12 protein-coding genes are annotated in these 13,587 nt (G+C 71.2%); 7 read left to right on the top strand and 5 right to left on the bottom strand.

What is annotated here, in order from left to right; translation table 11 throughout:
- Positions 1-136 precede the first annotated feature (136 nt).
- A complete protein-coding gene (locus ACZ4UV_RS43785; RefSeq protein WP_451018687.1) occupies positions 137-892 on the top strand; it encodes an HAD family hydrolase in 756 nt (251 codons plus the stop codon).
- Between the two features lie 17 nt (positions 893-909).
- Here the strand turns inward: ACZ4UV_RS43785 and ACZ4UV_RS43780 are convergent, their stop codons facing one another.
- The 3 genes from ACZ4UV_RS43780 to ACZ4UV_RS43770 form a co-directional block, all read right to left on the bottom strand.
- Positions 910-2,346 (bottom strand): gluzincin family metallopeptidase, encoded by a 1,437-nt coding sequence (locus ACZ4UV_RS43780; protein ID WP_467846029.1) that lies wholly within the window; start codon positions 2,344-2,346, stop codon positions 910-912.
- 300 nt (positions 2,347-2,646) lie between these two features.
- Positions 2,647-4,077: an argininosuccinate lyase gene (gene argH, locus ACZ4UV_RS43775; protein ID WP_451020596.1), complete on the bottom strand. Its 1,431-nt coding sequence runs from the start codon at positions 4,075-4,077 to the stop codon at positions 2,647-2,649.
- 79 nt (positions 4,078-4,156) lie between these two features.
- On the bottom strand, positions 4,157-5,350 hold the full coding sequence (locus tag ACZ4UV_RS43770; RefSeq protein WP_467846024.1) for an argininosuccinate synthase: 1,194 nt from the start codon (positions 5,348-5,350) through the stop codon (positions 4,157-4,159).
- A 189-nt stretch (positions 5,351-5,539) separates the two neighbouring features.
- Here ACZ4UV_RS43770 and ACZ4UV_RS43765 point away from each other — a divergent pair, with 189 nt between their 5' ends.
- From ACZ4UV_RS43765 to ACZ4UV_RS43755, 3 genes are all read left to right on the top strand, one after another.
- Positions 5,540-6,409, top strand: a complete 870-nt coding sequence (locus ACZ4UV_RS43765) for a hypothetical protein (RefSeq protein WP_451020594.1) — start codon at positions 5,540-5,542, stop codon at positions 6,407-6,409.
- Positions 6,410-6,472: 63 nt separating this feature from the next.
- Positions 6,473-7,060 (top strand): pyridoxamine 5'-phosphate oxidase family protein, encoded by a 588-nt coding sequence (locus ACZ4UV_RS43760; protein ID WP_467846021.1) that lies wholly within the window; start codon positions 6,473-6,475, stop codon positions 7,058-7,060.
- Positions 7,061-7,063: 3 nt separating this feature from the next.
- Positions 7,064-7,768 carry a L,D-transpeptidase family protein gene (locus tag ACZ4UV_RS43755; RefSeq protein ID WP_451020592.1) on the top strand — a complete coding sequence of 235 codons (705 nt, stop codon included), beginning with the start codon at positions 7,064-7,066 and terminating at the stop codon, positions 7,766-7,768.
- Between the two features lie 76 nt (positions 7,769-7,844).
- Here the strand turns inward: ACZ4UV_RS43755 and ACZ4UV_RS43750 are convergent, their stop codons facing one another.
- Both ACZ4UV_RS43750 and ACZ4UV_RS43745 read right to left on the bottom strand, forming a co-directional pair.
- Positions 7,845-9,326, bottom strand: coding sequence for a sensor histidine kinase (locus tag ACZ4UV_RS43750; protein WP_451020591.1), 1,482 nt, complete (start codon positions 9,324-9,326; stop codon positions 7,845-7,847).
- Positions 9,323-10,063 (bottom strand): response regulator transcription factor, encoded by a 741-nt coding sequence (locus tag ACZ4UV_RS43745; protein WP_294001514.1) that lies wholly within the window; start codon positions 10,061-10,063, stop codon positions 9,323-9,325. The genes ACZ4UV_RS43750 and ACZ4UV_RS43745 overlap by 4 nt, the downstream gene beginning before the upstream one ends.
- Before the next feature lie 150 nt (positions 10,064-10,213).
- On the opposite strand from ACZ4UV_RS43745, the gene ACZ4UV_RS43740 reads away from it, so the two are divergent.
- From ACZ4UV_RS43740 to ACZ4UV_RS43730, 3 genes are read left to right on the top strand one after another with little or no spacing between them, the layout of a single operon-like run.
- The gene (locus ACZ4UV_RS43740; protein ID WP_451020590.1) at positions 10,214-11,572 is read left to right on the top strand and encodes a ferredoxin reductase family protein; all 1,359 of its coding nucleotides are present in this window, start codon (positions 10,214-10,216) and stop codon (positions 11,570-11,572) included.
- Between the two features lie 10 nt (positions 11,573-11,582).
- Positions 11,583-12,104, top strand: a complete 522-nt coding sequence (locus ACZ4UV_RS43735) for an FMN-binding protein (protein WP_390049470.1) — start codon at positions 11,583-11,585, stop codon at positions 12,102-12,104.
- A 59-nt stretch (positions 12,105-12,163) separates the two neighbouring features.
- On the top strand, positions 12,164-13,546 hold the full coding sequence (locus tag ACZ4UV_RS43730) for a ferredoxin reductase family protein (protein ID WP_351498861.1): 1,383 nt from the start codon (positions 12,164-12,166) through the stop codon (positions 13,544-13,546).
- Positions 13,547-13,587 lie beyond the last annotated feature (41 nt).

Genomic DNA, 13,587 nt, shown 5'->3' with positions numbered 1-13,587 from the left:
TCACGTCAGGAAAGTCAATCTACCCAGCCCCGCGCGGTTCGGCCCGCGCCGGGAGCGGTCCTCCCATGTCACGCCCGCGGAGCTTTCACCCCCGTGGTCCCGACTCGAAAGCGTTCGCCGTGGGGAGGCACTCCCCATGTCTGTGATCTTCTTCGACATCGGGGAGACCCTCGCGGATCCCCACGTGGACCCCGACGGCTCGCTGCGGCTGCGGCCCCTGCCGCGGGTCGGCGCCGTGCTCGACGCCCTCGACGAGGTGCGCAAGGGCATCATCTCCAACCCCGGGCCGGGCGACGGCGCCGCGGCGCGGGTGGCGGAGGCGCTGGCGGAGGCGTTCCCCGGCCGTTTCACCGACCAGGCCCTCGTGCACTGGGGCGCGAAGGACAGTCGCGGGATCTTCGACCGGGCGGTCGCGAGCGCGGGGGGAGCGCCGGCCGACGCATGCGTCTTCGTGGGTGAGGACGCCCGGGAGCGGGCGTTCGCTCGGGAGGCGGGGATGCGTACCGCGCCGCATCCGGTGTTCACCCCGGCCGCGATGGAGGACCGCCCCGTGTTCCGGGCGCGGATCGGGTTGCCGGACGGCCAGGGCCCGCCCGCGTTGACCGCGGCCATGGACGGGACCGAGGCCGTTCCCGTGCAGGCGGTCTCCCAGCGGCTCGTGGTCGCCATGGTGACCGCGCTGGGCGGCGAAGCGCTCGAACGCGCCGGTTTCACGGTGGCCGTGCAGGGGCCGGTGGAGGAACTGGCGGGCGCCGAGAAGTTCGCCGACGACCTGTTGGCCCGCGGCGAGGCGGTCTTCGAGGGCGAGGAGCCGACGTCCAGGACGACACACGTGATCAAGCGCGAGGACGACGGACGGCTCACCGTCCGTCGCCTGCGCTTCTTCCGGTGATCTCCCGGACCGGCCGCTCAGTCGAAGCAGCGCCGGACCAGGGTCAGCCCCTCGCTGGTCGTGCTCCGCGCGATCTCGTGCGTCTTGAGCCGGTAGGGGCTGTCGTCGGCGAACGACGTGGCGGAGCGGTGCTCTTCGGGCACGTGGACGCGGCCGCGGCGGAAGAGGTCCTCGAGGTACGAGGTCGCGACGCGGTCGGGGTCGGAGGGCCGCACCGAGCCGCCGGCGGGGTCGGAGCCCGCGATGCCGAAGCGTCGCTCCTGCGCCGGGGCGGAGAGGGTGAGCGGCTGGGTGAGGCCGTACGTCGTCCCCTGGACCGTGACGGGCGTCAGCCCCTCGTCGTCGCCACCGCCCGGCGTCGCCTCGGCGATTCCGGCGCCCCGGCGGGCCACCTCCGGCTCGGTGATGGACGCGGCGGACTCCAGGGAGAGGATGCCGTGCCGGATGAACGCCGAGCGCAGGGACTGGCCGTACATACCGCCGTTGCGGCGGTGGTCCGCGGCGATCATGTGACCCGCGACCTGCGCGTAGTAGGCGGACACCACCGGTGCGGCCACGACGGCGTCCACCAGCAGCTGCCCCGCGATCTCGGCCGCCCTGCCCAGACCGGCCTGGTCCTGCAGGTCCTGCTGCCGGAAGATCCCGGCGACGATCTTCAGGAAGGCGCCGCTGAACACCCGGGAGAACGAGTGCGGCTCGCTGGAGAGCCTGCTCGCGGGCTCGTTGGGCGACAGCAGCACCGGGTCGCGGTAGAAGAAGCTGTTCGCCAGGTTGCGCAGGCAGTCCGGGTCCACCGCGGTCGGGTGGCCCTGCCGGATCGCCCAGCCCAGTTGCTCGGCCATCCGGGAGATCCGCGAGGACAGTTCGAGGTTGCTCTGTGTCTCGGCGAGTACCGCGATCCGCAGCGACTCCAGCTGGAGGGAGCCCAGCAGGGCGCTGATGTCGCCGAACGCCTCGTGCAGGGCGGCCGTCTCCGCGCTCGCCATGTTGAACAGCTGGGGGCGCAGGGCGTCGAGGACCGCGTGCCCCGTCTCGTGCTGGACGACCTCGTTGCTCTCGCACGCGGCGACGTTGACGCCCGCCACCGTGCTGCGGAAGAACCACAGGCCCTTGCGGTCGTAGAAGGCGTTCAGGTCGTCCCCCGCGTTGAGGTGCGCCGTGAGAGCGCGTCCGACCTGCGGATGCCACTTCGTCCCGGTCGGGACCAGCGGCCCCCAGGTCTGGCCGGCCCGGCTCAGCGAGTCTGCCGCCACCCAGTAGCGGAATGCCTCGGTACCGGGCCCGGCGCCGTTCGGCTGGGGCGCGGTCTCCGCGATGGCCGTCGGGAAGGGCTGGGTGTCCAGCTGGGGGACGGGATGCGGTACGGGCATGTTGATGTGCAGCGGGTCTCCGCCGGGGTCGTCCTCGAACACCAGGACCGTCGGCATGGTCGCTTGCTGTGGCTGCACCGTCATGGCGGCTCCATGTGGGGGTGGGATGAGGGGTGGTGGAATGCACCAGAAAGACACCTTTGACCAAAAGCGTCTCCTGGTTCAGTACGAGGCCCCGGTAGCCCGGTGTCAATTCGAACAGGAGCAGGCGGATGCGCCTTCGACCGGCGTCGGCGGCAGCTGAGCAGGGGCGCCCCCTTGGCCCGCCCCGCCGCGCACGGCCCGCCGAACCCGGCGAGGTCGGCGGCCAGTCGGGGGACGGACGGGCGCAGCGAGAAGGGCCCGGACGGTGTGTCCGGGCCCTTCCGACTGCGCCGTGCGGGGCTAAACCGTCCTGGCCGTCGCCCACGCGTGCTGTGCCGCCACGTCCGCCTTGACCTCGGTCAGCTGGACCGCCACCGCGCTCGGGGCCGTGCCGCCCCTGCCGTTGCGGGAGGCGAGGGCGCCCGGGACGTTGAGGACCGTCCGCACCTCCGGGGTCAGGTGGGCGGAGATCTTCGCGAACTGCTCGTCCGTCAGCTCGTCCAGTTCCTTGCCCTCGGCCTCCGCCGCCTTGACGCACTCGCCGGCCACCTCGTGGGCGACGCGGAAGGGCACGCCCTGCTTGACCAGCCACTCGGCGATGTCGGTGGCGAGGGAGAAGCCGGCCGGGGCCAGTTCCTCCATGCGCTCGCGGTTGACGGTGAGGGTGGCCATCATGCCGGTGAAGGCGGGGAGCAGGACCTCCAGCTGGTCGCAGGAGTCGAAGACCGGCTCCTTGTCCTCCTGGAGGTCGCGGTTGTAGGCGAGCGGGAGGGCCTTGAGGGTGGCCATCAGGCCGGTCAGGTTGCCGATCAGGCGGCCGGACTTGCCGCGGGCCAGCTCCGCGATGTCGGGGTTCTTCTTCTGGGGCATGATCGACGAGCCCGTGGAGAACGCGTCGTGCAGGGTCACGAAGGAGAACTCCTTCGTGTTCCAGATGATGACCTCCTCCGCGATCCGGGAGAGGTTCACGCCGATCATCGCGGTGATGAAGGCGAACTCGGCGACGAAGTCGCGGGAGGCCGTGCCGTCGATGGAGTTCGCGGAGCTGCCGTGCTCGAAGCCGAGGTCCTTCGCCACCGCCTCCGGGTCCAGGCCGAGGGAGGAGCCTGCGAGGGCGCCGGAGCCGTACGGGGAGACGGCCGTGCGCTCGTCCCACTGGCGCAGCCGCTCGGCGTCCCGGGTCAGGGACTGGACGTGGGCCAGGACGTGGTGGGCGAAGAGGACCGGCTGGGCGTGCTGCAGGTGGGTGCGGCCGGGCATCGCCACGTCCGGGTGGGCCTCGGCGAGGCCGATCAGCGCGTCCTGGAGGTCGGCGATCAGGCCGCCGATGATGCGGGCGTGGTCCCGCAGGTACATCCGGAAGAGCGTCGCCACCTGGTCGTTGCGGGAGCGGCCGGCGCGCAGCTTGCCGCCGAGGTCGGGGCCGAGGCGCTCCAGGAGGCCGCGCTCCAGGGCGGTGTGGACGTCCTCGTCGGCGATCGTGCCCACGAAGGAGCCGTCGGCGACGTCGGCTTCGAGCTGGTCGAGGCCGGCGATCATGCGCTGGAGCTCGTCCTCGGTGAGCAGGCCCGCCTTGTGCAGCACGCGCGCGTGGGCACGCGAACCGGCGATGTCGTAGGGCGCGAGCCGCCAGTCGAAGTGGACGGACGCGGACAGCTTCGCCAGGGCCTCGGCGGGACCGTCCGCGAAACGGCCGCCCCAGAGCCGTACGTCACCGCTGTTGCTGCTCACTTGCGTTGCTCCTAGAAGAGATACGGATGTGGCACCGCCTCCCCGGCCATGAACGGGGAGGCGGTCGTCACGTTACTGCTCAGGACAGGTCACGCCGTGCGGCGATCTTCGACGACAGGCTGTAGATGTCGATGAAGCCCTTGGCCGCGGCCTGGTCGAAGGTGTCGCCGGAGTCGTAGGTGGCGAGGTTGAAGTCGTACAACGACGATTGCGAGCGGCGGCCGGTGACGACCGCGCGGCCGCCGTGGAGCGTCATGCGGATGTCCCCGGTGACGTGCCGGTTCGCCTCTTCGACGAAGCCGTCCAGGGCGCGCTTGAGCGGGGAGAACCACTGGCCGTCGTAGACGAGTTCGCCCCAGCGCTGCTCCACCTGCCGCTTGTAGCGGGCGAGTTCGCGCTCGACGGTGACGTTCTCCAGCTCCTGGTGGGCCGTGATGAGCGCGATCGCGCCCGGGGCCTCGTACACCTCGCGGGACTTGATGCCGACGAGACGGTCCTCGACCATGTCGATGCGGCCGACGCCCTGGGCGCCCGCGCGCTCGTTCAGCTCCTGGACGGCCTGCAGGACCGTGACGGACTTGCCGTCGATCGCCACCGGGGCGCCCGCCTCGAAGGTGACGACCACCTCGTCGGGCTCGCGCGGGGTGGCGGGGTTCTGCGTGTACTCGTAGATGTCCTCGATCGGGCCGTTCCAGATGTCTTCCAGGAAGCCGGTCTCGACGGCGCGGCCGAAGACGTTCTGGTCGATGGAGTACGGGGACTTCTTGGTGGTCGCGATCGGGAGGTTCTTCGCCTCGCAGAAGGCGATGGCCCGGTCGCGGGTCATCGCGTAGTCGCGGACCGGGGCGATACAGGTCAGGTCGGGCGCGAGGGCGACGATGCCGGCCTCGAAGCGGACCTGGTCGTTGCCCTTGCCGGTGCAGCCGTGGGCGACCGTGGCGGCGCCGTGCTTGCGCGCGGCGGCGACCAGGTGCCTGACGATCGCCGGGCGGGAGAGCGCGGAGACCAGCGGGTAGCGGTCCATGTAGAGGGCGTTCGCCTTGATCGCGGGGAGGCAGTACTCCTCGGCGAACTCGTCCCTGGCGTCGGCGACCTCGGCCTCGACCGCACCGCACGCGAGGGCGCGCTTGCGGATGACGTCAAGGTCCTCGCCGCCCTGGCCGACGTCCACCGCGACGGCGATGACCTCGGCGCCCGCCTCCTCGGCGATCCAGCCGATGGCGACGGAGGTGTCCAGCCCGCCGGAGTAGGCGAGTACGACGCGCTCGGTCATGGGTCCCTCCTCCCGTACATCCGCTTGCTATGCATGAGTATGCAGAGCTCTGCATGATTCGTCAATCCAACCGTGCTCGGCGGACCGATATGAAAAAGGTTTGAACAAACGAAACCGCTTACCCGTACCCATGCCTGAACGCTGGCGCCGCGTTTGTAAACCCACCTCTGACCCAAGTGAGGCATCCGCATGTCCAGGGCTCTTCCGAAGTACAACAAGCGTCGTGTCGCGCTCATCGGCGGTGCCGCCGCCGTGGCACTCTCCGGCGCGGTCATCGCCGGTTCGGCCCTCGCCGGTACGCCCGACAAGAGCAGCGACACGAGCAACGCGCGCACCCTCGCCGCCTCGCCCGGCACGATCACCTGCCCGGACGTCGCCTCCCAGCTGCCGGCGATCCCCGCCTCCGCGAAGGCCGAGGTCGACAGAAACCTCACGCTCCTCCAGACGCAGATCCAGGAGGCCAACAAGCGGCTGGTCGACACGGTGGGCCAGGGCGGACCGAACTTCGTGAACAACGCGATCCTCGGCCCCCTCAAGGACAAGCGCGTGGCGACCATCAACCGGATCGCGACCGCGATCGGCCGTACGGCCGCCAAGCCGACCGGCCTGGACTCGCTGGCACCGTGCACCCTGAACGCGAGCGGGACCGCCACGAACACGGGCAGCGGCACGGCGACGGGCACCGCCTCGGCCGCGGCCACGCCGAGCACGGCGGCGACCCAGCAGCAGTCGACGGGCAGCACCGGGAACACGAGCAGCAGCGCCGTCGGCACGATCACCTGCCCGGACGTCGCCTCCCAGCTGCCGGCGATCCCCGCCTCCGCGAAGGCCGAGGTCGACCGCAACCTCACCCTGCTCCAGACCCAGATCACCGAGGCCAACAACCGGCTCCAGAGCACGGTCGGCCAGGGCGGACCGAACTTCGTCCAGAACGCGATCCTCGGCCCGCTGGCGGACAAGCGGAAGTCGACCATCGACCGGATCGCCATCGCGATCGGCCGGACCTCGACCAAGCCGACCGGCCTCGACTCCCTGGCCGCCTGCACGCTCACCAAGTGACGTGACAGGCAGCTGTGGCCGCCCCGTGTACAGCGCCGGCCGGGGCGGCCACAGTGGGGCCTCATGGGAAAGACTTACGAACGCATCGACGGCAGGCTCCGCACGTTCATCGAGGAACAGCCCCTGTTCTTCACCGCCACCGCGCCGCTCGCGAGCGACGGCACGGTCAACCTCTCCCCCAAGGGCCTCAAGGGTTCCTTCGCCGTACTCGACGAACTGACCTTCGCCTACCTCGACTTCGCCGGCTCCAACGCCGAGACCATCGCCCATCTGCGGGAGAACGGCCGCATCACCCTGATGTGGTGCGCGTTCCAGGGCCCGCCGAACATCGTGCGCGTGCACGGCCGCGGTGAGGCGGTCTTCCGCGACGACCCGCGCTTCACGGCCCTCCTCACCCGTTTCCCGGACATCGACCCGACCCGGCACGGCCTGCGCGCGATCATCGTCGTGCACGCCGAACTCATCCGCGACAGCTGTGGTTACGCGGTCCCCTACATGGCCTACGAGGCCGACCGCGAGCTGCACGAAAGGCGGTTCGCGCGCGAGGACGACGCCTCGCTGAGCGCGTACTTCGAGAAGAAGGACCACATCGCGGTAAGCCTGGACGGCCTACCCGGGCTGCCGTTGCCGCTGCCTCCGTCTAGCGTCTGAGCCATGCGTCCACGCGTCGTCGCCACTCTCCTGTCCGCGTCCCTGCTGCTGCTCGGTGCGGCACCGGGTGACGGGGACACCTCACCGCTGCCCGCCGAGATGGCCGACACGGGCGGCGGCAGTCAGCTGATCACCGCCGAGGCGTCCGCCCTGAGCTCGACGTCCGGGACGCTCACCTGGTGGGAGCGCCGGGACGGGGCGTGGGTGAAGGTGGGGTCGGCCGATGCCCGCTTCGGGGCGAAGGGGCTGGTCGAGGGGGCCAAGCGGCAGCAGGGCACGAACACCACGCCTACCGGGTTGTACGACCTTCCGTTCGGGTTCGGGCTCCAGGCGGCGCCTGCGGGGACCGCCGTCGAATACCGGCCGGTGACGGCGAATTCGTGGTGGTGCCAGGACAACGACTCCGCCTCTTACAACCGTTGGGTGGAACCTCTGCCGTCCGACTGCCGGGCCGCGGAGTCGGAGAAGCTGTCGTCGTACACGACGCAGTACGGGTACGCGCTGGTGATCGGGTTCAACTACGACAAGCCGGTACGGGGACGCGGGGCCGGGATCTTCCTGCACGTCAACGGGGCAGGGGCCACGGCGGGGTGCGTGTCCGTGCCGGAGGACGCGATGCGGCGGATTCTCCAGTGGGCGGATCCGAAGAAGGGGCCGCATATTGCCATCGGGACGGCCGACGGGGACACCGCTCTTACCCGGTATTGAGATGTACGCCGTACGGGGTGCGGTGTGGTGGCACGTGCAGGCCGTCCTGGGCTGAGCGCGCAGTTCCCCGCGCCCCTCAGGGAGTTGCAGTGGCCGGAAGCTGAACAGTGAAGGTCGTCGAACCCAGGTGGCTTTCCACGGTCACCGTTCCCCCGTGTGCCTCCACCACCGCCGCCACGATCGACAGGCCCAGGCCCGCTCCGCCGCCGGAGGTGTCCACGCGACGGCGGTGTTCGGCTCGGGTGAAGCGTTCGAAGACGCCCGGCTGGATGTCCTTCGGGATGCCCGGCCCGTCGTCGTGGACCTGGAGGACCGCCTCCGCGCCGTCCGTCTCCAGGGTCACCGTGACCTTCGTACCGGCCGGTGTGTGCAGACGGGCGTTGGCCAGCAGGTTGGCCAGCACCTGTTGCAGGCGGTGGGTGTCGCCGGTGACCGTCACCGGGTCCTCGGGGAGGTCCAGGGTCCAGCGGTGGTCCGGGCCCGCGGCGCGGGCGTCGGTGACCGCGTCCAGGATCAGGTGGGTGAGGTCGACCGGGTGGCTCTCCAGGGGCCGGCCCGCGTCCAGGCGGGCCAGGAGGAGGAGGTCGTCGACCATCTCGCCCATCCGGGAGGACTCGGCGGCGATGCGTTCCAGGGCCCGGGTGACCTCGGCGGGTACCGGGCCCGGGTGCAGCAGTGCCAGTTCGGCATGGCCGCGGACCGAGGCGACCGGGGTGCGCAGCTCGTGGCTGGCGTCGGCCGCGAAGGTGCGCAGGCGTTCCTCGCTGGCGTGGCGTTTGGAGAGCGCGTCCTCGACGTGGCCCAGCATCCGGTTGAAGGCGGCGGCCGTCCGGCCGACCTCGCTGCGCGGGTCGGACTCGGGGGCACGGGGCGGCAGGGCGACCTCGCCGCTGGCGAGCGGGAGCTCGCTGACCCGGGTGGCGGTCGCCGCGACCCGGCTCAGCGGGCGCAGGGACCAGCGGACCCAGAGGGCGCCGGCCACCCCGGCCGCGGCGAGGGCGAGGCCGAAGACGCCGGCGGAGACAAGTTCCAGGCGGTGGACGGTGGCCCGTACCGGTTCCAGGGGCAGACCGGTCATCAGGACGTCGCCGTCGAGGCCGGCCCAGGCCACGATCCGGTAGTCGCCGATCGACCTCAGGTGGACCGTGTGTCCCCGGCCGTCCACCGGTACCCCGGCCAGGGCCGTGCGGTCGCCGGTGGTGAGGCCGACGGTCAGGTCCGGGTCGTCGTCGGCCGGGATCAGGGCCGCGTTGGTGATCCGGCCGTTGAGGAGGCGCGCTCCGAAGGTGCCGGCGGCCTGGCGGCGGGTGTCACCGTGCTCGTCGCCGTCCCGGTCGCTGGGCTTGTACCTGCCGTGTTCGAGGGACTGCGGGAAGCTCGGCCCGCTCTGCTGGAGCTGCTGGTCGAGGCGCCCGGTGAGGAAGCCGTTCAGCTCGACGACCGCGGCGACGCCGACGGCCGCGCAGCTCACGGCCAGCAGGACGACCAGGCCCGCGGTGAGGCGGGCGCGCAGGGTGCGGGGGCGGGGCAGGTGCCGTAGCCGTCGTAGGAGGTTCACCGGGTCACCGGCTTGAGGACGTATCCCGCGCCACGGACCGTGTGGATCATGGGCTCGCGGCCCGCGTCCACCTTCTTGCGCAGGTAGGAGATGTACAGCTCCACGACGTGGGCGCGGCCGCCGAAGTCGTACGACCAGACGCGGTCCAGGATCTGCGCCTTGCTGAGGACGCGGCGCGGGTTGCGCATGAGGAAGCGGAGGAGTTCGAACTCGGTCGGGGAGAGTTCGATCAGTTCACCGGCCCTGGTGACCTCACGGGCCTCCTCGTCCATGGCCAGGTCGCCGACGATCAGCCGGGGGCCGTCCTCCTGCTGGCGGGCCATGCCGGCGCGGCGCAGCAGACCGCGCAGCCGGGCGACGACCTCCTCCAGGCTGAACGGCTTGGTCACGTAGTCGTCCCCGCCCGCGGTGATGCCGGCGATCCGGTCCTCGACGGCGTCGCGGGCGGTGAGGAAGAGCACACAGACGTCCGGCTTGACCTGGTGCAGCGAGCGGAGCACGGCGAAGCCGTCGGTGTCCGGGAGCATCACGTCCAGGATCACCGCGTCCGGCAGCAGCTCCCGGGCCACCGCCAGCGCGCTCGCGCCGTCGCCGGCCGCGCGGACCTCCCAGCCCTCGTAGCGGAGGGCACCGGTGAGGACCTCCGCGAGGTCGGGGTCGTCGTCGACGACGAGGACGCGGAGCTGGGTGCCGTCGGGGCGGGTGAGGGCGGGGCGGCCGGAGCGGGTCGTGTTCATCGCATCTCCCAGCATCGCTCCTCCGGAGAGCGCTGGGCTGCCGCCCGTCCTCTGAATTTCCTCTGAGCCGGCTCAGACGGTCCCGGTTCAGAAGGTGCTCAGAAGTTCGGGTTGCACAGTGGCGTCCTGACCGGAGAAAGGACCCGACTCATGACGACCGTGGACGAAAGGCGCACGGCCCCGGCCGTACCCGCCGTGCCCACGCGCCGCTCCCCCGCCGCCGCGGTGCTCGCCCTGCTGTGGGCCGGGGCCGCGGCCGTGATCCTGCTGTGGTGGTCGGACACGGGCTCCGTCGTGGGTGCGGCGGGCTGGCTGACCGGGGCCGGGCGGATCGCAGGGCTGCTGTGCGGGTACTCCTGCGCGGTGCTCGTCGGCCTGATGGCCCGGGTTCCGCTGCTGGAGGTGCGGGTCGGCTCGGACCGGGTCGCCCGCTGGCACGCGATGGCCGGCCGGTACACGGTCTGTCTGCTGGTCGCGCACGTCGTGCTGATCCTGACCGGGTACGCGGCCCAGGACCACGCCTCCCTCGTCCACGAGACGCTGAACGTCGTCCTGGACTACCCCGACATGCTCAAGGCGACCGCCGGCTCGGTGATCCTCTTCGCCGTCGGCATCACCTCGGTGCGCGCGGCACGCCGCCGTACCAGCTACGAGTTCTGGTACTACGTCCACCTGCTCACCTACGCGGCCGTCTTCCTCGCCTTCTTCCACCAGCTGACGCTCGGCAACGACCTCAACGGCAAGCCGGTCGCCACCGCCTTCTGGTACGCGCTGTACCTGGGGGTCGCGGCGCTGGTGCTGTGGTTCCGGATCCTGGCGCCGGTGCGGCTCAACCTCCGCCACCGGCTGCGGGTGCACTCCGTGCAGCAGGAGGCGCCGGGCGTGTACTCGGTGGTCGTCCAGGGCCGGCGGATCGCGGAACTGGGCGCCCGGTCCGGGCAGTTCTTCCGCTGGCGGTTCTTCGGCGGCGACGGCATGGGCCGGACGTCGACCCCGTACTCGCTCTCGGCACCACCGCGCGGCGACCTGCTGCGGATCACGGTCAAGGCGCTCGGCGACCACAGTGCGGCCGTGCCGCTGCTGCGTCCCGGCACCCGGGTCTGGGCGGAGGGCCCGTACGGCTCCCTCACCGCGGACCGGGCGAGCAGCCACCGGACCCTGCTGGTCGCGGCGGGCGTCGGTGTCACCCCGCTGCGGGCGCTCTTCGAGACCCTGCCCGGCGAGGTCACGCTGCTCTACCGGGCGCGTACCGCCGAGGACCTGGCACTCGGCGGCGAACTGGAGGCGATCGCGCGCTGGCGCGGCGCCCAGGTGCTCTACGCCCTGAACGGCCCGCAGGGCGAGCGCCCCGCCCTGACGGCGGAGTCGCTGCGGGCGACCTTCCCGGGCCTCGCCGGATACGACGTGTACATCTGCGGTCCGCACGGCTTCGCCCAGGAGCTGTACGGCGCACTGCGCGCGGCCGGGGTGCCGGACCGCCGTATCCACCACGAGTCGTTCGAGCTGTGAGGTCACTGTCGTGCACGCGCTGAACAAGAACCGTCCCCTGCGCCGCGTCATACTGGCGAGCGCCGCGACCGTCTCGGGGATGGTGATGCTGCTGGCGCTGAAGCCGCACACCGCCCCGACGGTGATCACCGACTCGGCGGCTCCCGCCCCGTCGGCGAGTGCGAGCGCCTCACCGGGCGCGACCAGCGGCTCAGGCAGTTCCAGCAGTTCCAGCAGTTCCAGCGGCTCCGCCAAGTCCGGGAGCAGCAGCACCGGCACCAAGACCGTCACCGGTGACACCGTCCAGACCCGCTGGGGTCCCGTCCAGGTCAAGGTGACCATCAAGAACGGCAAGATCACCGACGTCACCGCGGTCCAGTACCCGTCGGACAACCCCCGGGACCAGGAGATCAACCAGTACGCCCTCCCGCAGCTGCGCAGCGAGGCGCTGGCGGCGCAGAGCGCGAGCATCGACACCGTCTCCGGGGCCACCTACACCAGCCAGGGTTACCAGCAGTCGCTCCAGTCCGCACTGGACTCCGCGGGACTCTGAACGCTCGGGCAATACGGCACGTACCTGTGGGCCAAGGGTCAAGTCCCTACGGAGGAACCGTGACCACCACGCTCGCAGGCGGACGTGCCGCCCGCCGCCAGACGATGCGCCGCATCCGCCCGCGCCGCTCCCCGGCCGTACCGCTGCTGCTCGCCGTATGGGCGGGCGCGGCGGCCGTGCTCTGGCTGTGGTGGCACAACACCCCGTCCATCGCCGACCAGAACGGCAAGATCCTCAACGCGGGCCGGATCACCGGCCTGCTGGCCGGCTATCTGATGGCACTCGTGGTGCTGCAGATGGCCCGGGTGCCCGCGCTGGAGCGGCGGGTCGGCTCCGACCGCGTCGCCCGCTGGCACGCGATGAGCGGCCGCTACACGCTCTGCCTGGTCTTCGCGCACGTCTTCCTCATCATGTGGGGCTACGCGCTGCAGGCCGGCAAGACGCTGAACGACATCGTCCAGCAGACCATCGACTCCGTGAACCAGCTCCCCGACATGGGCAAGGCGGCCATCGGGACCGGCCTGTTCGTCGTCATCGGCCTGACCTCCATCGGGCCGGTGCGGCGCAGGATGCCGTACGACACCTGGTACCACGTGCACCTGCTGACCTACGCGGCGGTGTTCCTGACCTTCTGGCACCAGATCACCACCGGCAACGACTTCGCCCTCACGCCGATGGCCAAGACCTTCTGGTACGGGCTGTACGGCGCGGTGACCGCGCTGGTGGTCTGGTACCGGATCCTCACCCCGATCCGGCTCAACCTGCGGCACCGGATGCGGGTCGAGGCGGTCATCGAGGAGACGCCGGGCATCGTGTCGGTGCTGATCGGCGGGCGCAAGCTGCACCGCATGGGCGCGGAGGCCGGCCAGTTCTTCCGCTGGCGGTTCATGGCCCCCGGGATGCGGTTCAGCTCGCACCCGTACTCCCTGTCGGCGGCCCCGCGCCCCGACATGTTGCGGATCACCGTCAAGGCGATCGGCGACCACAGCGCGCGGCTGCGCGAACTACGGCCCGGAACCAAGGTGTGGGCCGAAGGGCCGTACGGGGCGATGACCGCGTCCCGGCGCAGCCGCGGCAAGGTCCTGCTGGTGGCGGGCGGCGTCGGGATCACGCCCATGCGGGCGCTGTTCGAGACGCTGCCCGGCGCCGCGGGCGACCTGACCCTGCTCTACCGGGCCAACACCACGCAGGACCTCGCCCTGTGGGACGAGCTGGCCAAGATCGCCAAGGAGCGCGGGGCCCGGCTGATGTACGCGGTCAACAGCCCGGAGGGCGAGCGGCCGGACATCTCCGCGGAGAACCTCCAGCGGAAGATCCCGGACATCGTCGACCACGACGTCTTCATGTGCGGCCCGCCCGGGTTCGCGCAGGGGGTGTACGAAGCACTGCGCGGCGCGGGGGTTCCCGCCCGCCGCATCCATCACGAGTCGTTCGAGATGTGAGCGACGGGACCACACGGGAATCCAGGGAATCGGGAGTTCGT

This window comes from Streptomyces sp. NPDC028289 (assembly GCF_055565975.1).
The sequence above is the reverse complement of the archived record's forward strand: the minus strand, read 5'-3'. Positions and strand labels throughout refer to the sequence as shown.